We start from the raw sequence: 23,609 nt of genomic DNA, 5'->3' as shown, positions 1-23,609 counted from the left end.
AAGCTATTCGACGCCAGCTTCGCGCTTGCGAAAGGCAGCAACCTTGTGGCGATTACCGCAGAGCGCCATGCTGCACCAGCGCCTGCGGTGCGATCGGGTTCGGTCATAGAACCACAGAGTGCATTCGTCGCTCTCGCACTTGCGAACAAGCTCAAAATCACCGTCGACCAGCAGATCGACCGCAGCCTCTGCAAGCGGTACCAGATATTGCGCGGCAGTTTCCCGTGGATATACCCGGAGCACGCTGAGCGCACCGTGAGGGCCAGTCTGGATGCAAAGGTGGCTGCCTCCGGCCTCCAATGCCTGGTTCAGCATCGCGACGTCGATTTTTTTGCCGGCCTTCTTGCGACTCACCAGTGAGCGAACAAGCTCTCGCAAATTGCGGGCAGCCACTAGCAGTCCTTTCGGCGCCCGCCCACGCGCATCTGTCGGCAGCAAGTCTACTTTCGCAAGCCAATCGACGACGTCAGCGTCAGTCTGCCAATAGTCGACTGCGATGCCGTCGGCCAATTCCACTGTGTTTATCAAATCCAACGCAGTATGGTCGGCCAACAGGCGCGGCGGAGTGTGAATGTGATCGGGTTGGCTGTCGGCGGACGGCATGGGAACTCTCCTTGTGCCCAGAAGTGTAACCATTCAATGTCCTTTTATCAAGTTACTGCTTGTCGCGGGGGATGATTGGGAAGGTGACTTATGCCCAGGGCGCCTTTCGGATGAGCTCCGGTGTAGCCAATGTGACCCTATGGACAGGAGTTTTTTTGCGCTGCAGCAGATACGATCAACTGCCTTGACGAAGCGCAACGGGTGTATGCATTGCGTACGTCGGCCGTCACTCATCCTTGTTATTGGCATGGAACTCAGTCCCGCACTTTCGACCTTTCTGCAAACAAGTCGCCGCTATCTGCTATCCAGTGCCTTGTCTGGCGCGCTTGCAGTGCCGGTCTATTGTCTTGAGCTCGAGCAAGCACGATCGTTCGGGTCCGCGCGCGAGACGGTGTCGGACAGGCTGGAACGTCCTGAATGCGGCGATGTTGGCAATGAATCCAATGTTTGACGCCTTCCCATGTCCAGCATGAAAGAGCTTCTCTTTGCGGTCGGCTACATTCTTGTTGTGCTGTTCTGCGCAACGACGGCGGCATTGGCGATCCCTTGGCTGGTAGTCTGACTTCGGGGCTTATGGAGTGCTACCTTGCTACCCGATTTCCAAGAAGCTGCCCGAGAACTACCCCCCCAATCGCGACGGCACCACCGATGAGTTCAGGGCCGCCAATTGTTTCGCCGAGTTGAGTGCCGGCGACAAGCGCCACGAAAACAGGCATGAGATTGAGCATCAGGCTGGATTTGGCGGGCCCAATGGACTGGATGCTGCGCAGGTAGAAGTATGGCGCTGCCAATGATCCGCCGATACCAGCATAAAGAATCAGACCAGATGCTCGCCACGAGAACGGAATCGCATCGGGCTTTGAACTGTCCCACAGGTACCACGGCAGGGTCAGGCAAGCCGCAACAATAATCTGCAGGTAGAGCAGTTGCCAAGTCGGTAGCGGAATGGACCAACGTCGTAGCAGAAGGCCATACATCGCGTAGCAGAGCGCACTTAACAATACGAGGCCGTCGGCCCATCCGAGACCAGACGTCAGCAGTCGAGAAGGTGCGCCATGGCTGAGCAGATAGGAAAGACCGATTAACGAGATCACCGTTCCTCCAAGCGCGCCCGCCGAGGGAAGTCTTCGGGTGAGAGCCGCTGAAGTCAGGATTGTGAGAATCGGAGTCGTGGCGAAAATGATCCCGATGTGTGTCGCCGATGTCTGCGCGGCAGCTAAGTAGACCAGCGCCTGACAGAGCACCATTCCCAACAAGCTCAGTGTCAGAAGTTGGCGGGTCCATTCCAATACGCGAACGCGATTACGCCATGTTGGCAAGGCGAGCCAAGGAGTTATCGCGACACCCGCGATGATCCATCGCAGACAGGATATTGTCGCTGCGCTCATGGCGCCGTTGGACATACGGGCCACAACCGTATTGCCTGCCCAGATCATGACTGCCAACAGAGCGCTGACTATCGGGACAATACCGGGGTCATTTGGAATGTCATCTGTTGCCACCTTTGAAGTCATGCTTGACAGGCCGCAATGGATGCTAGCCACGTTCTGTAAAGCGTCGGATTTTCCTACTCGGAGTCTGGGGGGTTCAATGCAGATTTACTGAATTCACTCTTTTGCTGGTGTGAACAATCTGCGGGGCTCAGGTCCGCTTTCACCACCGATTCTTCGTCTAAGCTGAATTCTGAAAGCAGAGGCCATGCCTTTGCCGCCATGCTTGTTCTCGTCACTATATTGCTTTCATGATTCTCGAGGCAGCAATGATCAGCTTCACATTGAACGGAACGCGAACGTCGCTGGATGTCGATCCCGAGATGCCGTTGCTCTGGGCACTACGCGACTCGCTGGGATTGACCGGCACGAAGTTCGGCTGCGGGATGTCGCTATGCGGCGCATGCACTGTCTTGCTGGATGGCTCGCCGATTCGGTCTTGCCAGACCAAGGTGAAAGACGTCGCGAAGCGGAAGGTGACAACAATTGAGGGACTGGGAGGAAAGGTGGCTCAGGCAGTACAGCAAGCGTGGATTCGTCTTGATGTTCCACAGTGTGGATACTGTCAGTCGGGCCAGGTCTTGGCCGCTACGGCTCTGCTAACTGAAAATCATCGCCCATCCGACGACGATATAGATGCCGCGTTGGCGGGGAATCTTTGTCGCTGCGCTACGTATCACCGCATTCGCTCGGCGGTGCACGAAGCCGCGAATACTCTGGAGGTTTGACATGCATCCTCCAAAGATATTTGCGCATCGAGGTCTGCAGAACGTGGGACGTCGCCGCTTCCTGCTTGGCGCTATGGCTGTTGGTGGAGGCTTGGTGGTTGGCTTCCATCAGGTCGCCGTGACCAGTGCTCATGCAGCCCAAGCTCCGACGGGCGATTCGCCAGTGATCAATCCCTTCGCGGGCTATGTCCGTATTGGCGCGGACAACAAAGTAACCGTGATCGCATCGCAGTTTGAAAGCGGGCAAGGGATATGGCACGGTATCGCGACGCTGGTGCAGGAAGAGCTCGAGGCTGATTGGAACGACATCGAAGTGGTCGGCGGCTATGGCAACCCTAGCCTGTACTCCAACAAAGTACTCGGTATGCAGGCGACCGGCGGTTCTACGGGCACGACAATTTCGTTCGATCGTTACCGCCAGGCAGGGGCGGCAGCGCGCTACATGCTTATTGCTGCTGCTGCGAGCCAGTGGAATGTTCCTGCGTCTGACATCCGCGTAAAAAAGGGCGTACTGTCACACGCCTCAGGCAAGTCGGGGACCTTTGGCAGCGTTGCGGCACTGGCAGCGACGCTTCCGCCACCGTCAAGTGTCACATTGAAATCTCCCAAGGATTGGATCTATATCGGCAACGAAAGCTTGCGCCGGTATGACACGCCGCCCAAGGTTGTTGGCAAGCACCAGTTTGTGATTGACGTCAAGGCGCCCGGAATGCTTACGGCGGTGATGGTTCACCCGCCAAAATTCGGCGCCAAAGTCAAGTCGGTGGATGAAAGCGCCGCGCGCCGAATCAAGGGGTTCGTCCAAACGGTCACGATTTCGCGTGGCGTGGCGGTGGTCGCCGATCACATGTGGACTGCTCTCAAAGCCAGGGATCTGGTCAAGGTTACGTGGGATGAGGCAGGTGCAGAGACTCGAAGCTCCGCAGAATTGATGACCGAATATCGCGCGCTAGCCGACAAAGGCGGCGACACGGTTGCTGTTAGCCATGGCGATGTCGACGCTGCTTTCGCATCTGCGGCGAAGGTCATCGAGGCGACGTACGAGTTTCCGTTTCTGGCCCATGCCCCACTGGAGCCACTGAACGCGGCAGTCAGGAGAAATCCGGACGGCACAATCGAGGTGTGGGGCGGTCACCAATACCAGGATGCATATCTTGCTCTGATTGCTGAACTGGTCGGCGTGGCTCCGGAAAAGGTCATTCTTCGAGTCATGCGCACAGGTGGCAGCTTTGGTCGACGGGCAGTGTTCGACGCGGATGTCATTTTCGAAGCCGTCAGCATTGCCAAGGCGATGAACTTCCGGGCGCCCGTCAAGGTGCAATGGACTCGCGAAAACGATATGCGTGCGGGTCAATATCGCCCGATGTACCTGCACAAGTTCAAGGCCGGCGTCGACCGTAACGGGAAGCTCATGGGGTGGCGCGATACGATCGTCGGGCAGGCCTTGTGCAAAGGTACGCCTTTTGAGGCGTGGATCAAGGACGGAGTCGATCCGACGACAGTTGAAGGCTCTGCGACGATGCCGTATGCCGTGCCTGCCAGGCGGGTAGACGTCACGTCGACTGAAGTAGGCGTGCCGGTGACTTTCTGGCGCTCGGTAGGAATGAACCATTCGGGCTATGCCGTGGAATGTTTCATGGACGAGGTGGCTTCGATGGCGGGCAAGGACCCGCTGCAGTTCCGGCTGGATCTACTCAGTGAGCATCCTCGTCAGGCTGCGGCATTGCGACTGGCTGCCGAGAAGGCGGGATGGGGCCGACCGCTGCCGGCGGGACATGCGCAGGGACTCTCGATCACCGAAACATTCGGAACTGTGGTGGCGCAGGTCGCGGAAGTCTCCAACGAAAATGGAAGCGTCAAGGTCCACCGTGTGGTCTGTGCCATCGATTGCGGCATTGTCGTAAGCCCTGATCAGGTGCGCGCGCAGATGGAGGGGGGTATTGGGTTTGGCATGGGCGCGGCGTTGAAATCTCAGATCACGCTGGAGAAAGGCGCAGTCGTGCAGGGGAACTACGGCGACTACGATGTTCTGCGTCTGCATGAAATGCCACGGATCGAAGTGCACATCATCAAATCCGATGCTCCCCCTACCGGATCAGGCGAGCCTGGCGTACCCGGGGGTGGTCCTGCAGTGGCAAACGCCTGGTTTGCCCTCACAAGAAAACCGTCCCGAACCCTTCCCATTCTTCAGAATTTATAACGTCGTGATGAATCTCCAAAAATTGCTTTCCGGCGCCTTCATGTCGATGGCCGCATCCATGCTTCTTTCGCTAGTACCCGCGTCTACCCATGCTCAGGATGCTGCCGCATTGGCGCAGAAGAACAACTGCATGGCGTGCCACGCCGTAGACAAGAAGCTCGTCGGGCCGGCGTTCAAGGACGTCGCCGCACGCTACAAGGCGAAGCCCAACGCCGAGGTAACTGTCGCCAAGAGTATCCGGCAAGGCAGCTCCGGAAATTGGGGTGGTATGCCCATGCCGCCGAATGCGGGGGTGAATGAGGAGCAGGCCGCGCAACTTGCCAAGTGGGTGCTGTCGCGTTAGGCGAGTCCGATTGAAAGTATCTGACCATCGGGCTTTCAAGCCCGCGGGCCGGGCTTGATAAGAAGGATCGAGTATGGAATCTGCTGACCTTGAGGTGTTACTGGCCTGTCAGCAATGGCGAGAGCAAGGGTTCGACGTCGCCCTGGTAACGGTTGTGAGAACTTGGGGGTCATCGCCACGGCCCCCTGGCGCACTGATGGCTATTCGCTCGGATGGGCGTGTTTCCGGATCAGTTTCCGGAGGCTGCATCGAAGACGATTTAATTCATCAGGTTCACCAATCCGGATTGGAATCTGTCGTGCCCGGCGGGCAACCGCAATTGGTCTCTTATGGTGTTGATGCCGAACAGGCGCATCGATTCGGGTTGCCTTGTGGCGGGACATTGCAACTAGCGATTGAACGGCTCGGTAAGCCGGAGTCTATTGCGCAAGTTGTCGAACGTCTGAGACAGCGCCTGCCGACTCGGCGGATGCTGGATCTGGAAAGTGGGCAGGCCTCCTTTGCAGATGCGATGCCGGGCGACCGCGTCACCTGTGACGGATCGAAGGTCGTGAATATTCTCGGGCCCGCATACCGGCTAATTGTCATTGGGGCCGGGCAGTTGTCCCGGTATTTTTGCCAGACGGCAGTTGGACTCGGATTCGACGTTACCGTTTGCGACCCCCGAGAGGAATACCGAGGCGATTGGGATGTGCCCGGTACGCGGCTCACCCACGACATGCCAGATGACGTAGTCCTGGCTGCCGGGCTCGACGCCCGAACCGGCGTCATTGCGCTGACGCACGATCCGAAGCTCGACGACTTGGCGATCATGGAGGCTCTACGATCACCTGCCTTCTATGTCGGTGCGCTGGGCTCTCGGGCCAATCACGAGAAGCGTGTCGCGCGATTGCGGGAATACTTTGACCTGACCGCGGAAGAATTGTCACGACTGCGCGGGCCCGCCGGGATCTTCATTGGCAGTCGCACGCCTGGCGAGATAGCGCTCTCGATTCTCACGGAAATTGTTGCGACCAAGAACGGCATTGTCGCCGACGCGCAAGTTGTTGTAAGGGACGGGAAGGCGCAAGCCGAGCACGGGAGCGCCATTGCAAGCGCGACAGCAGCAAGCGCGCCTCAACCGACCTCGTTGGTTCCGTCGTGACGTCGCATGGCTCGCGGTCTGCTTGACGCGTGGGCGGCATCTTCGATATAGTTGACCGGTCGTCTAGTTGGCATCCAAAGGATATTAAAGATGGTCAATGACAGTTTCCGCGCATTGGTACTTCGAAATGATGGAGGCAGGACGGTTGCGTCTGCAGAAGAACTCGACTTGGCGGCGCTGCCTGCGGAAGACACGCTGGTGAAGATTGAGTATTCCACGCTGAACTTCAAGGATGCGCTGGCGATTACCGGCCGCGGCAAGATCGTACGGTCTTGGCCGTTCGTTCCGGGCATCGACTTTGCCGGAACCGTTGTGGAGTCTGCCAACTCGCAGTATCAACCGGGGACAAAGGTCATCCTCACCGGCTGGGGTGTCGGGGAGAAATACTGGGGAGGCCTTTCCCAGTATCAACGGGTAAAGAGCGAATGGCTTGTGCCACTACCTGATGGTCTGACCACCCGGCAAGCCATGATGGTCGGAACGGCAGGCTTTACGGCGATGCTGTGTGTCGGCGCTCTCGAGCGTGCGGGCATGAAAGCTGGCGTAGGTCCTGTACTGGTCACCGGCGCATCCGGTGGTGTAGGTAGCATCGCAGTTGCCATCCTGAACACCCTTGGCTATCAGGTATCGGCGCTGACACGGGATCCGGCAAAGTACGACTACGTGGCTACATTGGGTGCCTCTGAATCGGCAGGCGGTCCACAATGGTCCGAAACTCCACGTCCTCTGGAGGGGCAGCGGTGGGTGGCAGCCATCGACACTGTCGGCTCGAATGTCCTGGCGCGCGTGCTCGCGGAAATGCGATATGGCGGCGTGGTCGCTGCGTGCGGCCTGGCAGGCGGTGCGGATTTGACCACGACGGTCATGCCGTTCATTCTGCGGAATGTGACCCTCGTCGGCGTTGATTCTGTGATGGTGCCCGCGGTCGAGCGCATGGAGACCTGGAAGCGAATTGCACGGGATTTGCCGCTGCAATTCCTGGAAGGCATTGCTTCGACCGTAGTGCCGCTGGACGGGGTACAGGATGCGGCCGAGAGGATGCTGGAAGGCAAGCTGACTGGACGCGTGCTGGTAGACCTCCGCGCCGCATAGCCGAGACGAGCCGGGCGAAGGGATCAGACACTGAGGAGTTGCGTTGACGGCCAAGACGAAGACGCTCATGAAAGCGACCCGTGCACGGGAAGGGGACAAACGCGAGGAGCTGATCCGCTTCGGCGTATCCGTATTCACGGAGAAGGGGTTCTATAACACTTCGCTGGACGAGATTGTCAAAGCTGTCGGCGTCCCCAAAGGGTCTTTTGCTTACTACTTCGGCAGCAAGGATGCCTACACGGTTGAGGTGATCCACCGCTATGCGGAGTACTTCAATAAGAAGCTGGATCGGATCCTCTGCGATGAGTCGATGACACCCATTGACCGTCTGGAAGCCTTCATGGAAGAGGCGGCTATCGGAATGGAGCGCTTTGACTTTCGAAGAGGATGCCTGGTTGGCAATCTAGGGCAGGAGCTTGCCGCCCTCGACGATTCGTTCAGAGAAGCGCTCTTGGCCACGCTGCGGGGATGGCAAGTTCGGGTCCAGAACTGCCTTGATGAAGCAAAGCGGGTGGGGCAGTTGGGACAGACTGCTGATTGCGAGGGATTGGGACGGCTTTTCTGGTACGCGTGGGAAGGCGCTGTACTGGGAGCAAAGCTGGAAAAATCTCGTGGTCCGCTAGACGCTGTGCGAAAAGCTCTGGTCGAGCATCTGCGCGCGCAGGGCGCTACCTAAGGCGCTACGGGAAAGAGTTCAGGGGACTGGTTGAATCCATAAAGACTCTGCGAGTCGGTGGAGTGCCGATTCTCTCAGTGCGCTGGGGCATTCACTTATTCTACTGGCCGCGGTGGCGCGCCTGGAGGCACCTTGTAGCGGTTATAGCTCCAAAGGTATTGTTCGGGAAACCGGCGGATCAACGTTTCCATCGCGTCGTTGAGCAGAGCAGCTTGGGCTGCGGAATTGTCCGGCATGTCGACGGGCAACCGCATCAGGTGCAGGCGCCATCCACGTCCGCGCGGCAGGCGCTCGCCCGACGCGAGGATTACAGCCACCTTAAACTGTGCCGCCAGCTTTCCTGGCAGCGTCATGGTGAATGCCTGCCGGCCAAAGAATGGAGCCCACACGCCTTCCCCTAGGCTTGGTGCCTGGTCGGGCAGCAAACCTATGGCACCGCCGTCACGCAGCGTCCGCATGAAGGCGCGCACGCCTTGCGATGAGGCGGGTACGGCGGTCAAATCGGAGGTGGAGCGAGCGTTGTCCATTAGCGCGCGCAGATACTCTTTTTTAGGCGTGCGGAACATCACTGTAAGCGGCATCCGCTTGGCAACGTATCGTGCCGTGATTTCGAAGCTGCCCAAGTGTGGGGTGAGGAACAAGATGCCCTTACCTTCGGCGCGGACGGCATCAATCACGTCCCAGTCGTCGCAGATGACGCGGGTAATACTGTCGTCATTACGAAACCAGATGCGACAGGTCTCCATAATCATGGCGCCGGCTTCTCCGGCCGAGCGCCGCGCGAAGCTCCCTTCCGGGTAGCCGGCTTGCGCCGCATTTTCCTGGAGACGCTGCCGATATCGGCCGGGCAGGGCGTAGACGAGGCGGCCTAGCGCACGTCCGATGGCGTGCAACACGGGCAGGGGTAACACTGCCAAGGCGCGGCAAAGTATTGGCAGCCAATGGGAGCGAGTTTTGGAATCGAAGGCCAAAGCAAGAACGCGGTTGACTTTTGCGAGTACGAGGCACTGGTTCTACCTCCGCCGGCCGCACAAATAAAGTGCCGCGACGGAAAAGACTGTGCGCTGCACGGGCATTGCGCGCTTCCCGAAGATATGGTGCTGGAGCCGAGGTGCGCGGCCGAAAGCTTAAAGGCGTCTCATCCCATCAGCGGGAATGATTTCAGCACGAGCAGGCTTCAACGTTCTGCAACTTTGAACCGAAATTCCGTTTCTGCATTCTACGGTTTGATCTGTCAGCGATAGGCACTGAATTGGCATTCCGCGAGAATGTGTCGCGTGATGAACTTAAACTGTGTATCCACGCCGTCGGCCGCATTCTGTGCCAAAGTACGGAACAGATGGAACAGTGCTCACCGGTTGAGACGACGCACACGGTAAGGTTCCAGTAGAGGGTGGCGAGCATGACCACCCCATGCGGTCAGGAGGAGACATGAACACAGTGATCGCCGCGGGTGGAGTGACTCAGCTAAAGGCTGCGGAGCCAAGCCACCCGGTAAAAAAGACGGGCAACAACGGCGGTAGGCTCATCGCTCCCGTCGCGCGAGGCCTATATGTGCTGGAGTCGTTTACAGCGGAGCATCAATGGCTCGGCAATGGCGATATCGCCCTGTCGACAGGCATCCCGCGCGCCAGCGTTTCGCGCATTCTCCAATCGCTGACGAGTCTGGGCTACCTGCAGCACGACCCGTGCTCGAGAAAATACGCGTTGGCGCCGAGGGTCCTGTCCTTGGGCTACGCGGCGATCGCACAGTCCGAAGTGCGCCTTGCCGCGCGGGCGCTGATGCAGACATTGGCCGACGACGCCGATGCCTATCTGACATTGGGCATCCGAGATCGGCTGGATCTGTTTGTACTCGAAGCATGTCGTGGGCGTCGCTTCGACATGGCAATCGACTTTCGTGCCGGCGAGCGCTTTCCGTTCTCGTCGTCCGTGTCTGGATGGGCCATGCTGGGTGCATTGCCCGAACTCGAGCGCTTTTATCTCCTCGAGAACATCCAGCGCAAACATCCCCGCGAATGGTCGCGCTTGCGCAGGCGCATGGGTGAGGCGATTGCGCAAATTGCCGATAACGGCTTTTGCAGCGCGCCATGCGAATGGGAGTCGGAACTCCACATCGTGGCGGCACCCGTACTACTGGAGGGCAGCGCGCCACTGGCGCTAGCGTGCATCTGCCGTGCGCGTCGCATGTCAAAAGCCCGCATCGATCGTGAGATTGGCCCGCGAATGGTCAGTATCGCGATGCATTTGCAGAATGTACATGCCACTAGCATGCCTTCGGGGATAGTCGGATGAAAGACTCTAGCGATCTTGCGGTCACGCAAACGTTGCAGCGAGGCCTCGACGTCCTGGGGGCATTCCGGGCAGATCGAAGGGCGCTGTCCAATACGGAGATCGTGAAACGAACGGGGCTCTCAAAAGCGACAGTCTCGCGTCTGACGACCACTCTGGTCCAGTTGGGGTTTCTGCGGCGGGCCGCAGGCGGTGGCGGGTTCGAGCTCGGATCGCGCGGCCTGGGCGTCGGCCATGCTTTCGTACAAAGCAGCCCGATCTTGGGAATCGCCATGCCCCTCATGCAGCGTATCGCAGACCGGCTCAACGTTTCCGTTGCGTTGGCGATGGCGGACGACTTGCACATGGTGTACTTGGCTTACGCGCCCGCCAGGCGTATTGCCACGCTTCGCCTTGGCATTGGATCGTTCTTGCCTATGGGCCTCACGGCGGTAGGGCGGGCCTACCTGTACTCCTTGGCGCCGGTAGACAGGCAGAGCAAGCTGGAGCGCCTCAAGATTATGAATCCCCGGCAAGCCGACGCAATCGAATATGGCACGCGCCATGCGTTTGAGGATCTCGACACCTCCCTGACCTGCACATGTGTCGGTGAGTTCCAGCGGGATGCTGTGGGCATCGCAACGCCCCTGTCAATCGGTCGCGGCGCCGTCCCCATGGCATTAAGCTGCGGTGCTGTGGGACTCGCGCCGCGGCTTGATGCGGCGAAAGCGCGGATTGTGCCCGAGCTACTGGCACTGAGGGATCTGGTTCAAACCGCGCTGGCGGACCAGGATGCGGGAGTTGTCCCCGCACCCCGTGCAGACGGCGGTTAGCCGTCCGCCATAATGTCGACGTCGCGCGTCTCACGGAACCAGATCAGCAATACCACGAGCGACAAGCCACACCAACCCACTGGATACCACAGCCCGGAGAAGATATTGCCGGTTTGCGACGAGATGGCAAATACCACGGTAGGGAGCAGACCGCCTACCCAGCCCGTCGCCAGGTTGTATGGAACGGACATGGAGGTATAGCGGATGCGTGTCGGGAACATCTCGACCAGCGCCGGTCCGATAGTCATGACGGTAAGCACGGAGAAGGCGAGGAACACGACAAGCAGAAGAAATATGACGGTCGTGTTTAATTGACGCGAAGTCCCCGGCGCCGGATAGCCTTGGGCCGTGAGCATTTCTCTGAGTTCGCCCGAGAAGCGTGTGGCTTGCTGCTTCAGTCCGGCATCGCTCAATGCTGCCCCGTCGTAAGCTGCAAGCGTTGCGTTGCCTACCCGAATCATTGGGCTACCGCCCCGGTCCATCACTTGGTAGCTGATGCCCAATGCTGCAAGCGCCTGCTTTGCCGTATCACATGGGGACGTGAAGCGACGGTTCCCGACGGGGTTGAACATCAGCGAACATTGCGAGATATCGGTCTGTAGCACGACCGGCGATTTCTCCCGTGCTGCCGCCAGTTCAGGATTGGCGTACTGTTCAATGCCGTGGAACACCGGGAAAACCAGGGCGGCGGTAGCTGCGTATCCGATCAGCAATGCCGGCTTGCGGCCAATGCGATCGCACAACCACCCGGCGATCGGGAAAAACGGCAGTGATGCCGCAGTGGCGGCCAGCACGATCGTATTGACGGTCTTCGGGTCCACCTTAAGCGTCTGCGTCATGAAGTAGGTAGGGTAGAGGGCGGCCATGTAGTACATCGCCGTCATACCCGCGCACAGGGCGAATGCCGTAAAGATGCGACCAACGTTTTTGCTGTCCATGAATGCATCGCGAACGGGTGCCTTCGAAAGCGCCTTCTTACGCCGCAGCTTCTGGAATGCGGGTGACTCGTCCATCTTGAGTCGCAGGCCAAGCGAGATCGCGAGCAGCAGCGCGGAGACTAGAAACGGCAGTCGCCAGCCCCAGCTATCAAAGCCGTCGCCGGAAATCTCCCGGGACAGATAGATCACCAAGAACGACAACAGGAGACCCGCTGTGGTGGCCGCGGTCGTCCACGACATGTTGAGGCCGCGCCGGCCGGGTGGAGAGTACTCCGCTACGTAGGTAAGTGCTCCTGTGTATTCACCACCGGCTGCCAGGCCCTGAGCGATACGGAGGATGATCAGGATGATCGGTGCGGCGATACCGATCGACTGGTAAGTCGGGAGACATCCGACGGCGATCGTCGAGATGCCCATCAGGCAGATCGTGACCAAAAACGTGCGCTTGCGGCCGATCATGTCTCCAATGCGCCCGAAGATCAGGGCACCGAGCGGGCGGGTCATGAACCCGATCGCAAATGTCAGGAGCGCAAACACGAAGGCTGTCGTGCTGTCCACACCCGAAAAAAAGCGCGCGGCAAGCACCGTGGCAAGCGATCCGTATAACGCGAATTCGTACCACTCGAATGCCGTGCCGATTGACGCCGCCCAAATGGCGCGTGCCATTGGCACCGCAGCGTCGTTCGCGCCGTCCAGTGGCGTCTCTATCCCAACGGGATTGTTCATGATTTGTCTCCAGATCAGGGAAGGTGGTCCGCTTCTGTGGCGGTGTACTTGCGGCTGACATAACGTTGCTTCGCCCGCTTACTCACGATGCGACGCGCGCAGGGCGATCGTCAATGCGGATGGGCTGAAGATTCCGTACTCTGGAAACGCTGGTTGACGTGGTGCGCAACCCGTAGCGTTCGAGCTGAGGTGAAATTCCAGAGTACGGAACAATCACTGCGCGTGCGTTGACGAAGAATGGGCTGGCGATCACGATCAGTTGCAGAAGCTTTCGCACCGCGCGTTTGCGCAGCGGCAAAGCTCATGCACAGCGGGCCAAACGGGGTGTTTTCGACGCCACGAGTCTGCTGGTTCTTGAGGCAAGATCTATCTGGAATCACCATGAGTGATACTCAACGAGGCACTTGGATTCCGACTCCACAAGTTATTGAGTCGGCCAACGTGACGACCCTCATGCGACAGTTGGGCGTCGACAGTTATGACGCGTTGCTCGAATTGTCCATCGAGCAGCCGGACCGCTACTGGCGAACCGTCCTGCGCTATTGCGGCATCGTGTGGGGTAAAGATTACGAGGCCTTTATCGATACGCAGGCCGGGAAGCCGTTCCCGAAATGGTTCGTCGGCGGCGAACTGAACTGGGTGAATTCGGTTACGCGCTGGGCTGACTCTGCGCAAGGTGCGACGCGTGTCGCCGTGATTGCCGAGCGTGAAGATGGAGCGACGGAGCGCACAACATACGCCGAACTGGCTGACCGTGTCCGGAGCTTTTCCGGCGGCTTGAATAGCTGCGGCGTCAAGCGTGGCGACCGTGTGGGCTTGCTCATGGAAAACGGCATCGAAGCCACGACCACACTGCTTGCGCTGGCCTGGATTGGTGCAATCGTGGTGCCGCTGTTTAGCGGTTTTGGTGTTGATGCCATCGTGTCGCGTCTGTCGGCGTGTGGAGCAACGGCCCTCATCGCTTCGACGGGATTCCAGCGTCGCGGTAAGCGAATCGGGACGGCCAAACTAGTCGAGCAAGCCCTAGAACGTCTGCCGTCGGTAAAAACCGTCATCTGGAAGCATCAAAGCGACATGCCCAGTTGTGCCAGCGTCAATCTCGACTGGGCCGAGGTATCCCATGCGGATCCGCGGACCGATGCCGAGTTGATGGCGCCGGATGATCCCTTCATGGTGATCTACACCTCGGGCACGACGGGCAAGCCAAAGGGCGCAGTTCACACGCATGGCGGCTTCCCGCTCAAGATTGCGCACGATGCAGCAGTGCATTTCGACGTCAGCGAAGGCGACGTCTTCTGCTGGCCCGCGGACATGGGATGGATTGCGGGTTCCCTGGTGATGGCCAGCGCCTTGTTGCGCGGAGCGACGCTGGTTTGCTATGACGGCGCTCCGGACTACCCCGACTGGTCGAGAATGTCGCGGCTCGTCGAACGGCATCGCGTCACGCATTTTGGTTCGGCACCCACGCTGATCCGCGGCATGGCCTCCAATGCGGAAGCGGCCACCCGAGGCGACACCTCATCCATACGATTGCTGATCACGGCGGGTGAGGGCATCGATCCGGAGCATTTCGGTTGGTTCGGACAAACCTTCGGACAAGCTCGCGCACCCGTCATCAATTACACCGGTGGCACGGAAGTATCCGGCGCGTTGCTGTCAAGCGTGATCGTGAAGCCCATCGCGCCATCCGGATTCAACACCATTTCTCCTGGTGTTTGGGCCGATGTCGTCGATCTTGTCGGTAACGGCGTCACGGGTGTCATCGGAGAACTCGCCATTCGCGCACCGTTTGTCGGAATGACGCACGGATTCTGGGAGGATGATTCGCGCTATATCGAGTCGTACTGGAGTTCCATTCCTGGGATATGGGTGCATGGGGATCTCGCCATGCGGCGCGAGGACGGAACCTTCTTCCTGCTAGGGCGATCCGACGACACCATCAAGCTCGCAGGCAAGCGTCTGGGTCCAGCGGAAATTGAGGAGATCCTGTTGGAGCTTCCTACCATTTCCGAAGCAGCGGCCATCGGCGTCGACGACCCGGCCAAGGGGCAGAAGCTGGTCGCGTTTGTGGTGCTCTTGCCTGGGACAACGGTGGACGAAGTGGCGCTGACGAAGGAGATCGGCGTCCATGTCGACGCCCGTCTTGGTCGTCCATTCCGGCCCGCACAGGTGCATGTTGTCCGGCAGCTACCCAAGACCCGTAGTTCGAAGATCATGCGGCGCGTGATCCGCAGCGTATATACAGGCCAGCCGACGGGTGACCTTTCGGCTCTCGACAACCCGAGTGCGTTGACCGAGATTGAAGCCGTCGCGGCAGCGCGTTGAATACACGAGCGGCGCTAACGCCGCCATTGTGGAGACGATCATGGAACTTGGTCTGAAGGGGCGCACCGTTCTGATCACTGGCGCGTCGCAAGGCATTGGAGCTGGACTCGCGAGGGCGTTTGGCAGCGAAGGTTGCGATCTGAGGCTCGTCGCGCGTTCGACGGAGAAGCTCGCCGCATTGTCCGAGGAATTGCGTGCTGTGCAGGGAGTCGCCGTGGAAGTGCTCCCGGTTGATCTGACGCAAGTCGGTGCGATCGAACGTGTCGCGGAGTTCGCGGGCGACGTTGATGTGTTGGTGAACAACGCCGGAAGCATACCGGGCGGGAGCCTTTGGGACGTTGACGAGGCGGCCTGGCGAGCAGGCTGGGAACTGAAAGTGTTCGGGTACATCAATCTGACCCGCCAGGTTTATCCCAGGATGAAGGCGCGTGGCAGCGGTGTCATTCTCAACAACATCGGCAACGGTGGCGAGAATTTCGATTTCAACTACATCGCCGGTTCAGTGGGTAATGCGGCATTGATGGCCTTTACCCGCGCGCTCGGCGGCCCCAGCCTGGCCTGCGATGGGGTCCGTGTCCTGGGTGTCAATCCGGGGCCGGTCGAGACGACACGCATCACCAATGTTCTCAGGAAGCGCGCAGCGAGCACGCTAGGTGATGCCGAGCGCTATGCAGAGCTGATGGCGGGCTATCCACTTGGCCGTGCAGCAACCGTGGCCGAGGTGGCCGATCTGTTCGTGTATTTGGCATCAGATAGGTCTGCCTACACCTCGGGCACCATCGTTACCGTCGACGGTGGAATCAGTTCCCGTCGCTCCATCGCTTGACCATGCAGTCACCAGACACCGAAATGAACCAAATCGAAGCCGACCAACGTTACGAGCAGTACACCACAGTGGACATCGATCGCCCAGCGGATGGCGTCCTGAGAATCATGCTCAATCGGCCCGAGCAACTCAACACACTAGACGCTAAGGGGCACGACGAGATCGCGCGTATTTGGCGCGATATCGATGGAGATGATTCGGTGCGGGCCGTCCTCCTTTGCGCAGCCGGAAAAAGCTTCTCGGCGGGCGGAGATTTCGGCCTAGTCGAAGAGATGATCGATTCCCACGAAGCGCGGGTCCGGGTCTGGCGAGAGGCACGGGATCTCGTCTACAACATCATCAATTGTTCGAAGCCCATTGTGTCTGCGATTCAGGGCGCGGCAGTGGGCGCCGGACTGGTTGCCGCGCTCCTGGCGGATATTCCTGTGGCGGCCAGAAGTGCGCGGATCGTTGACGGGCATACCCGATTGGGTGTGGCGGCCGGCGACCATGCGGCGATTCTTTGGCCGCTATTGTGCGGTATGGCAAAGGCGAAGTACCACCTGATGTTGTGCGAGCCGATGTCCGGGGAAGAAGCCGAGCGTCACGGACTGGTTGCGCTGGCCGTGGAGGACGATGCGCTGCAGGACAAGGCGATGTCCTTGGCGATGCGGCTTGCCGCAGGCGCGCCATCCGCCATGCAATGGACGAAGTACGCGCTCAACAACTGGCTCCGTCAGGCCGGCCCTATCTTCGACACCTCGCTCGCGCTTGAGATGCTGGGGTTTGGCGGTGCCGATGTACGGGAAGGGCTGGCGTCATTCCGGGAACGCCGTACGCCGGATTTCGGTCGCAAAATCTCGTGAGGTGAGTGATGGCACACTCGAGCGTGTTAAGTGGAATTCGCGTGCTCGACTTCGGGCGCTACATTGCCGGTCCGTATTGCGCGGCATTGTTGGCCGATTTCGGCGCCGATGTCATCCGTATCGACCGCGTGGGCGGTAGTGAGGACCGCTTTGTCATGCCGGTATCGGAAGAAGGGGAGGGGGCCTTCTTTCTGCAGGTCAATCGGAACAAACGGTCGATTACCCTGGATATCGATCGCGCGGAGGGACGTGAGGTTGTACGCGCCCTCGTCAAGACCGCCGATGTCGTCGTCGCCAATATGCCGCCGCGTACGCTGGCATCGCTCGGGCTGGACTATCCTTCGCTCAGCGCGATCAAACCGGACATTATCCTGACCGCTTCGAGCGCGTTTGGCTCGCATGAAGAGGTTGCCCACCGCGTGGGCTTTGACGGGGTCGCCCAGGCGATGAGCGGGGCCGTCCATCTCGGAGGGCTGCCAGATCAACCGGCCAAGGCCATGGTGCCGGTCGTGGACTTTTCGACGGCGCTTTCGTGCGCGCTGGGTACCGTCATGGCGCTTTACGAACGTAGAGCCAGCGGTCGTGGACAACTCGTCGAGGGTTCACTCCTGCATACCGCCCTGAATCTGTCGAGCGGGGCGCTGATTGAGGCGGCCACGCTTGGTCTGGATCGTCAGCCTACTGGCAACCGCAGTCCGGTCGCCGGGCCCTCCGACCTCTTCCGCACGCAGGACGGCTGGGTCATCGTCCAGGTGATTGGTCCCGCGTTGTTCAAGCGCTGGGCGGGGCTGGTAGGTAGGCCTGATCTCTTGGACGAGGAGCGCTTCTCTGACGATATCCGGCGGGGGGAGAACGGCGCGGAGCTGAGCGCGATCATGGCACAGTGGTGTGCCTCACGCGGCCGCAATGAAGTGTTGTCTTTGTTGGAGCAGGCAAAGATTCCAGCGGGACCCGTGTACTCGCCCAATGAAACATTGGCTGACGAGACTGTGAAGGCCTCGCGCGCGCTGCATTGGACTGATTACCCCGGTCTGCAACGCGCCGCGCCGCTGGTCGGTGCGCCGCTGCTCCTTTCCCGCACGCCGGCCACTATTCACACCCGACCGCCACGCAGCGGGGAACATACCCAGGAAGTCCTTGAGGAAGCCGGCTATGCGCGAAGCGACATTGCGCGCCTGCGTTCGAGTGGCGTGATCTGACCATGAATACATACGTTCGCATGAAAGACAAAAACTACTGTACCGCGATCGAGATGATCGAGTTGGGCGATGCCACTCAATGGCGACCGTTGGCGGGCTTTCCGGGCCTGGAGACAGTTCTGCTTCGGGACGATCTTGACGAGGTAAATCGTCGCGGAGCCCGCACGCGCCTCGTGCGCTTCGCTGCCGGCGTGGAAACGAGTGCCAGCTTGGTTCATCCATATTGGGAGGAGGTTCTAGTGATATCCGGAGACCTGTCGAACAAGGATGCCCGGCAGGAAATCGGCGCATCGCATGATCGCCACACACCTTTGCGTTACTCGTTGAGGCCTCCCGGTACGCCGCATGGACCTTTCGTCTCCCGTGGCGGATGTGTTCTGTTCGAGGTGCAATATTTCTTGGCCGAGTCGCGGTCAAGCCATGAACAAGGAAATTGATATGGCAAGCATATTTGATGCCTTTGTGGTTCGCGGCGTCACACTGCGCAACCGAATTGGCGTGTCGCCAATGTGCCAGTACAGCGCTGTCGACGGATTCGTGAATCCGTGGCATCTGGTCCATCTCGGCTCGCGCGCGGTCGGGGGCGCAGGGCTGGTGATGACTGAGGCCACCGCGGTGGTTCCGGAGGGCCGCATCACGCCATCCGACCTTGGCATTTGGAGCGATGCCCACGTCGAAGGGCATCGCGAACTGGTGTCGTTCATTGTGTCCCAGGGCGCAGTGCCCGGCATTCAGCTTGCCCATGCCGGGCGGAAGGCGTCACGCGTGCCACCGTGGGAATCCGATCCGGGACAGACGCAAGGTCGTCCCCTTGCAGAAGCCGAAGGCGGATGGATCCCTGAGGGAGCGAGTCCGGTTCCGTTCGACGCGGGATTCACTGTGCCTCAAGCTCTGGATGCGAGTGCGATCGCAGCGACCCGCGATGCGTTTGTCACTGCGGCGCAGCGAGCGGTTGAGGCTGGCTACACCTGGATCGAGGTTCACGCGGCGCATGGCTACCTGTTGCATTCGTTCCAGTCGGCGGCGTCCAATCATCGTGATGACGAATTTGGTGGTTCGCTGGAGGCGCGCTGCCGGCTGACCCGCGACATTGCACGAGCGATCCGTGCGGTGATTCCGGCGGAGCATGTGCTGGCGTTCCGGCTGTCATATACCGACTGGAGCGAAGGTGGCTGGACCCTGGATGAATCCGTGACGCTGGCAGCATGGCTCAAGGAGGACGGCGTGGATCTGATTGACGTGAGTTCCGGGGGAGGGGTGCCGCGCCCGAAGATCCCTGTTGGACCGAGTTATCAGGTCCCTGGTGCGGAAGCCATTCGTGCCGGCGCAAAAGTTGCCGTGGCGGCAGTGGGGTGGATCGACAATGCCGAGCAGGCAGACGCGATCGTGGCGGGGGACAAGGCAGATTTGGTCATGCTGGCAAGGGAGCTCTTGAGGGATCCTTACTGGCCGATGCGGGCGGCACTGCAACTCGGGCGGGCCGAATCGGCGCGCATGCCGGTTCAGTACAACTCCGCCTGGGCCCATCTGGGCACGTTCGACTTTGATCCAATCGCAGCCCCCCAGATCACGCTGGCGGGCGTTCCTCGCGTGGACGCGGTCAGACACACCTCGCTTGCCTGAGGACGTTCATGTGAGCGGAGGCCGCCTGTACTGCCTCATAACTTGGGGCGCAGGCGGCTCCAACGATGATGGCCGCTTCCGCGCGGCCAAGTAGTGGGAGGTGAATCATGCGCTTCGACTTGGTCGATCTCAAGCTCTTCTCGAACGTTGTGGAAGCTCGCAGCCTTACCCGAGGCGCCGAGCACTCACATATTTCCTTGGCCGCAGCAAGTGCCCGTATCAGAAACCTGGAGGACTACATTGGCGTTACGCTCCTGAGTCGGAGTAATCAGGGTGTGACGATGACAAGCGCGGGCGAAACGTTGGTGGCCTACGCTCGCCGTGTCATTCGAGAACTGGAGCAGTTGAGTGGTGAACTACAGGAATTCTCTTCCGGGCTAAGAGGCCATATACGGCTGTTCGCCAATACGACGGCAATGAGCGAGTACCTGCCGGCAGTGCTGCGCAGTTACCTGGTCAGTCATCCGGAGATCACCATCGACATGCAGGAGCGATTGAGCGGAGACATCGTACGTTCGGTGAAGGAGGGCGTGGCGGACATTGGCATCGTCGCCGGGGACGTCCATGCCGCAGATATTGAGGTCATCCCCTATCGACGGGATCGACTTGTCCTGGTCGTCGCGCTCAGTCACCCCCTTGCCGCGCGAGATGGCGTGATGTTTGCTGACACACTTGGCTTCGACCATGTGGGACTGTCGGAAGCCGCCGCGATCCATGGGTTTTTGAAGCGCGCGGCCACGGACATGCATCATGATCTGCGCTGGCGTGTGCAGGTGAGCAACTTTGAGGCAGCGTGCCGGATGATCGAGGCCAACGTTGGCGTTGGGATTCTGCCAAAAAGCACAGCAATGCGTCATGAGAAGGCAATGGGCATCCGTATCGTGCCACTCCATGATGCGTGGGCGGAGCGCCGCCTGCAGATATGCGTGGCCAACCGCGTCGCACTGCCAGTTTTTGCACGCCGTCTGGTAGACGTCCTGAGTGCCGATGGCGAAGGGCGCCAAGACTGAGCGATCACGAAAATCGTTGAGTCACGCACCGAGCCCGGTGCGTACGTCCTGCTGTGTTGACAACCCGTACATCGCTATGACTGTCTCAGCGCGTCGCGCAAATGACGCTTCAAGAGCTTGCCGCTTGCGGTAACCGGAAGGAGCATCGAGCGAATGAACAGCGAAGGGCGCTTGTACGATGGGAGAGATTCCTGGACGTAGTGATGCAGAGAAACCGGATCGAAGGGCACACCGTCATGCATCTCGATGAACGCTACCAGTTCTTGCGGGATGGCCTCCACGACGGCGGATAGCCTAACTGCTGGATGAGCGTTTAGAACCGCTTCGATCTCTGCAGGCTGGATATGGACGCCGGCGCGGACTACGACGTCCTCGACGCGCCCCATGATATGCAAGGCGTTGTCGGCTCCCATGCGAGCGAGGTCACCGGTTTTCAACCATCCATCGGCCGTCACGGTTGCGGTGGTGAGCTCGGGATCGCGGAAGTAACCGCGCATGACACCTGGGCCCCGCACCCACAATTCCCCGGGTTTGTCGGGCGGCGGTGCCGATCCGTCCCGAGCGACAAGGCGCACTTCCGCCCCGGCTATGATGTGACCTGCCGACGTGTCGGCACGGGGGTGGTCTATTCGCGTGGTGATCGCCGAGCCGGCGTATTCGGTCGTCCCGTAGCCATGATGCAAAGTTTGGCCGAACATCGCTTCCACCGCCCGTTTCAGGCAGGGTTCCAATGGACCACCTCCCGTATAGAGATAGCGCAGGCGAGGTGCGCACAGCTTTGCCTTGCCGACCCGTTGCTGCTGGGAAAGAATGCGACTGAACAGGGTAGGCATACCTTGGAGGATGGATATGCCGCCAGCCGCCAGGGCTGCCGTCAAGTCTTCCGCCTGGTATCGAGCCGTCAGATACAACGTGGCCCCGGCATGGAATGTGGCGAGGAGGACCGTCCCGATGCCAAAGATGTGGGACATGGGTGTCAGACCATAGACAATGTCTTTGGCCGTCATTCGTCTGGCTTGCTGAGTCATCCGTGCAAAGTGAAGCAGGCCGTGATGGGTCAGCATGACACCCTTCGGTTTGCCGGTTGTTCCCGAGGTGTAAGCCAACATGGCCACGTCCGGGTTCCGTTCACTCGCATAACGATCGCGGGCTACGGTTGCAGTACTGACCATGAAGGTTGGTAGGCCCGGCGGGGTCACTTCGACAGCGCGGTGACTCACACCATGACGCAGCGCGTCGGGAGATGCGGCGTGCGTGAACAGCGTCAGGCTCGGCTGGCAGTGTTCCCTGATTTCGGCGATCTCGGATTGGGCAAGGCGGGCGTTTGCGATGACCGGCCATGCCGTTAGCAATTGCGAGCCAAACAGCAAAGCAATCAATGCCAGTGAGTTTTCGGCGACTATCAGGACGCGATCCTCTGTCGAGACCCCTTTTGTGTGAAGGAAGTCGCGCGCAGCCACCACGCAATCCCACAGTTCCGCATAGGTGACCACGCGACCGTCCTGGTAGATCGCGGGATGATCGGGCGCTACGCAGGCCCAATGCCGTGGGATGTCATCAAGTCGTAGAAACGGGGAGGCCGGTTTCATGTTGGTCGCCTGAATGGGTTGCGTCTGACATCGTGGTGCGTGATCTGTCACCCATGGTGGCTGGGGTTAGGCCACGACGGAATCATTCATTGCGAGAGCGATGCTTCATCGCGGCAAGAGGTGCAACCGCGTTCGAAAACTCCATAGGTCACCATCAGCATTCGCAGATGGCGAAGCGCAGCGAATCGCGCCATTCTGATGCCCGGCTAAGGCAACAGATATGGGGACTCGATATGGCGCAGTGGATGCAAGACAAAGTCGTTGTCGTAACGGGCGCGGGTGGTGGCATCGGTCGAGACATTGCCATTGCCGCAGCAGCTCAGGGTGCGCGTGTGGTTGTCAATGACATTGGTACGTCGACAACCGGCGAAGGAATAGACGCAGGGCCAGCCGCGAAAGTGGTGCAGGAGATCCGCGATGCTGGTGGCGAGGCTGTCGCCAGCACCGATAGCGTTTCGGACGCCGCCAGCGCCGGGCGGATTGTCGAACGTGCCATGGACACTTATGGGCAGATTGATGGCGTCGTCAACAACGCCGGGATTTTGCGAGATCGCTTCTTCCACAAGATGAGCGTGGACGAGTGGGACGCCGTGATCAAGGTACACTTGTATGGAAGCTATTTCGTGAGCCGCGCTGCCGCGACTCATTTCAAAGAGCAGGAGCGCGGCGCAATCGTGCATATGACATCGACCTCCGGACTCGTCGGCAATCTGGGGCAGGCCAACTACAGCGCATCGAAGATGGCATTGGTTGCGTTGTCCAAGAGCATCGCTCTGGATATGCTGAAGTTCAATGTGCGTTCCAACTGTCTCGCGCCGTTCGCCTGGAGTCGCATGGTCGGCTCGATCCCGACCGACACGGCGGAGCAGCAGGCTCGCGTCGCCAAGATCCAGAAAATGACCCCCAACAAGATCGCGCCCTTGGCGGTGTATTTGCTTTCCGATGCCGCCCGCGACGTGAACGGGCAGGTCTTTACGGTACGCAACAACGAACTTTTCTTGATGAGTCAGCCGCGTCCACTCCGCTCCGTTCATCGCGGTGAAGGTTGGACTGTGGAGGACATCATTGAGCATGGAATGCCGGCGTTGAAAGCGTCCTTCGTCCCGCTGGATCGCTCTGCCGATGTGTTTAGCTGGGACCCCGTTTAA

21 protein-coding genes are annotated in these 23,609 nt (G+C 59.7%); 16 read left to right on the top strand and 5 right to left on the bottom strand.

The features are described from left to right. Positions 1 to 3 precede the first annotated feature (3 nt). Entirely contained in the window at positions 4 to 603 is a 600-nt protein-coding gene (locus FFS21_RS11130; RefSeq protein ID WP_137924896.1) for a CGNR zinc finger domain-containing protein, read from the bottom strand. A 581-nt stretch (positions 604 to 1,184) separates the two neighbouring features. Continuing rightward, positions 1,185 to 2,117, bottom strand: coding sequence for a DMT family transporter (locus FFS21_RS11125; protein WP_137924895.1), 933 nt, complete (start codon positions 2,115 to 2,117; stop codon positions 1,185 to 1,187). 245 nt (positions 2,118 to 2,362) lie between these two features. On the opposite strand from FFS21_RS11125, the gene FFS21_RS11120 reads away from it, so the two are divergent. The 6 genes from FFS21_RS11120 (at position 2,363) to FFS21_RS11095 (ending at position 8,276) form a co-directional block, all read left to right on the top strand. Then, positions 2,363 to 2,821: a (2Fe-2S)-binding protein gene (locus tag FFS21_RS11120; protein ID WP_137924894.1), complete on the top strand. Its 459-nt coding sequence runs from the start codon at positions 2,363 to 2,365 to the stop codon at positions 2,819 to 2,821. A 1-nt stretch (position 2,822) separates the two neighbouring features. Next, a complete protein-coding gene (locus tag FFS21_RS11115) occupies positions 2,823 to 5,021 on the top strand; it encodes a xanthine dehydrogenase family protein molybdopterin-binding subunit (RefSeq protein WP_137924893.1) in 2,199 nt (732 codons plus the stop codon). A 7-nt stretch (positions 5,022 to 5,028) separates the two neighbouring features. Beyond that, positions 5,029 to 5,364: a c-type cytochrome gene (locus FFS21_RS11110; protein ID WP_137924931.1), complete on the top strand. Its 336-nt coding sequence runs from the start codon at positions 5,029 to 5,031 to the stop codon at positions 5,362 to 5,364. Positions 5,365 to 5,437: 73 nt separating this feature from the next. Next, entirely contained in the window at positions 5,438 to 6,508 is a 1,071-nt protein-coding gene (locus FFS21_RS11105; RefSeq protein WP_137924892.1) for an XdhC family protein, read from the top strand. A gap of 90 nt (positions 6,509 to 6,598) precedes the next feature. Continuing rightward, the gene (locus tag FFS21_RS11100; RefSeq protein ID WP_137924891.1) at positions 6,599 to 7,600 is read left to right on the top strand and encodes an MDR family oxidoreductase; all 1,002 of its coding nucleotides are present in this window, start codon (positions 6,599 to 6,601) and stop codon (positions 7,598 to 7,600) included. Positions 7,601 to 7,667: 67 nt separating this feature from the next. Next, positions 7,668 to 8,276, top strand: coding sequence for a TetR/AcrR family transcriptional regulator (locus FFS21_RS11095; RefSeq protein WP_137924890.1), 609 nt, complete (start codon positions 7,668 to 7,670; stop codon positions 8,274 to 8,276). A 95-nt stretch (positions 8,277 to 8,371) separates the two neighbouring features. On the opposite strand, the gene FFS21_RS11090 is transcribed toward FFS21_RS11095, so the two are convergent. After that, a complete protein-coding gene (locus FFS21_RS11090) occupies positions 8,372 to 9,214 on the bottom strand; it encodes a lysophospholipid acyltransferase family protein (RefSeq protein WP_137924930.1) in 843 nt (280 codons plus the stop codon). A 493-nt stretch (positions 9,215 to 9,707) separates the two neighbouring features. Between FFS21_RS11090 and FFS21_RS11085 the strand changes: the two genes are divergently transcribed. Together FFS21_RS11085 and FFS21_RS11080 are read left to right on the top strand one after the other, a co-directional pair. Next, positions 9,708 to 10,571 (top strand): IclR family transcriptional regulator, encoded by an 864-nt coding sequence (locus FFS21_RS11085; protein ID WP_171020381.1) that lies wholly within the window; start codon positions 9,708 to 9,710, stop codon positions 10,569 to 10,571. Beyond that, positions 10,568 to 11,380 carry an IclR family transcriptional regulator gene (locus FFS21_RS11080; protein WP_137924888.1) on the top strand — a complete coding sequence of 271 codons (813 nt, stop codon included), beginning with the start codon at positions 10,568 to 10,570 and terminating at the stop codon, positions 11,378 to 11,380. The genes FFS21_RS11085 and FFS21_RS11080 overlap by 4 nt, the downstream gene beginning before the upstream one ends. Here FFS21_RS11080 and FFS21_RS11075 read toward each other — a convergent pair. Then, positions 11,377 to 13,044, bottom strand: coding sequence for an MFS transporter (locus FFS21_RS11075; protein WP_249359306.1), 1,668 nt, complete (start codon positions 13,042 to 13,044; stop codon positions 11,377 to 11,379). The genes FFS21_RS11080 and FFS21_RS11075 overlap by 4 nt on opposite strands. A gap of 381 nt (positions 13,045 to 13,425) precedes the next feature. Between FFS21_RS11075 and FFS21_RS11070 the strand changes: the two genes are divergently transcribed. The 7 genes from FFS21_RS11070 to FFS21_RS11040 all read left to right on the top strand — a co-directional run bounded on the left by FFS21_RS11070 (position 13,426) and on the right by FFS21_RS11040 (position 20,872). After that, positions 13,426 to 15,369 carry an AMP-binding protein gene (locus FFS21_RS11070; protein ID WP_137924887.1) on the top strand — a complete coding sequence of 648 codons (1,944 nt, stop codon included), beginning with the start codon at positions 13,426 to 13,428 and terminating at the stop codon, positions 15,367 to 15,369. 40 nt (positions 15,370 to 15,409) lie between these two features. Then, entirely contained in the window at positions 15,410 to 16,195 is a 786-nt protein-coding gene (locus FFS21_RS11065) for an SDR family oxidoreductase (RefSeq protein ID WP_137924886.1), read from the top strand. A 23-nt stretch (positions 16,196 to 16,218) separates the two neighbouring features. Then, positions 16,219 to 17,040 (top strand): enoyl-CoA hydratase/isomerase family protein, encoded by an 822-nt coding sequence (locus FFS21_RS11060; protein ID WP_171020380.1) that lies wholly within the window; start codon positions 16,219 to 16,221, stop codon positions 17,038 to 17,040. A gap of 8 nt (positions 17,041 to 17,048) precedes the next feature. Then, complete coding sequence (locus tag FFS21_RS11055; protein WP_137924885.1) at positions 17,049 to 18,239, top strand: CaiB/BaiF CoA transferase family protein; 1,191 nt, start codon at positions 17,049 to 17,051, stop codon at positions 18,237 to 18,239. A gap of 20 nt (positions 18,240 to 18,259) precedes the next feature. After that, positions 18,260 to 18,676 carry a cupin domain-containing protein gene (locus FFS21_RS11050; protein WP_171020379.1) on the top strand — a complete coding sequence of 139 codons (417 nt, stop codon included), beginning with the start codon at positions 18,260 to 18,262 and terminating at the stop codon, positions 18,674 to 18,676. Then, complete coding sequence (locus FFS21_RS11045) at positions 18,660 to 19,862, top strand: NADH:flavin oxidoreductase/NADH oxidase (RefSeq protein WP_249359303.1); 1,203 nt, start codon at positions 18,660 to 18,662, stop codon at positions 19,860 to 19,862. Before FFS21_RS11050 ends, FFS21_RS11045 begins: the two co-directional genes overlap by 17 nt. A 107-nt stretch (positions 19,863 to 19,969) precedes the next feature. Next, entirely contained in the window at positions 19,970 to 20,872 is a 903-nt protein-coding gene (locus tag FFS21_RS11040) for a LysR family transcriptional regulator (RefSeq protein WP_137924883.1), read from the top strand. A 74-nt stretch (positions 20,873 to 20,946) separates the two neighbouring features. Here FFS21_RS11040 and FFS21_RS11035 read toward each other — a convergent pair whose 3' ends face one another. Continuing rightward, the gene (locus FFS21_RS11035; protein WP_137924882.1) at positions 20,947 to 22,461 is read right to left on the bottom strand and encodes a class I adenylate-forming enzyme family protein; all 1,515 of its coding nucleotides are present in this window, start codon (positions 22,459 to 22,461) and stop codon (positions 20,947 to 20,949) included. Positions 22,462 to 22,694: 233 nt separating this feature from the next. On the opposite strand from FFS21_RS11035, the gene FFS21_RS11030 reads away from it, so the two are divergent. Then, positions 22,695 to 23,609, top strand: coding sequence for an SDR family NAD(P)-dependent oxidoreductase (locus tag FFS21_RS11030; RefSeq protein WP_137924926.1), 915 nt, complete (start codon positions 22,695 to 22,697; stop codon positions 23,607 to 23,609).

It is taken from the genome of Cupriavidus sp. 2SB (assembly GCF_005503625.1).
Taxonomy (GTDB): domain Bacteria; phylum Pseudomonadota; class Gammaproteobacteria; order Burkholderiales; family Burkholderiaceae; genus Cupriavidus.
Note: the sequence above shows the minus strand (reverse complement) of the source record. Positions and strands in the feature narration are given on the sequence as shown.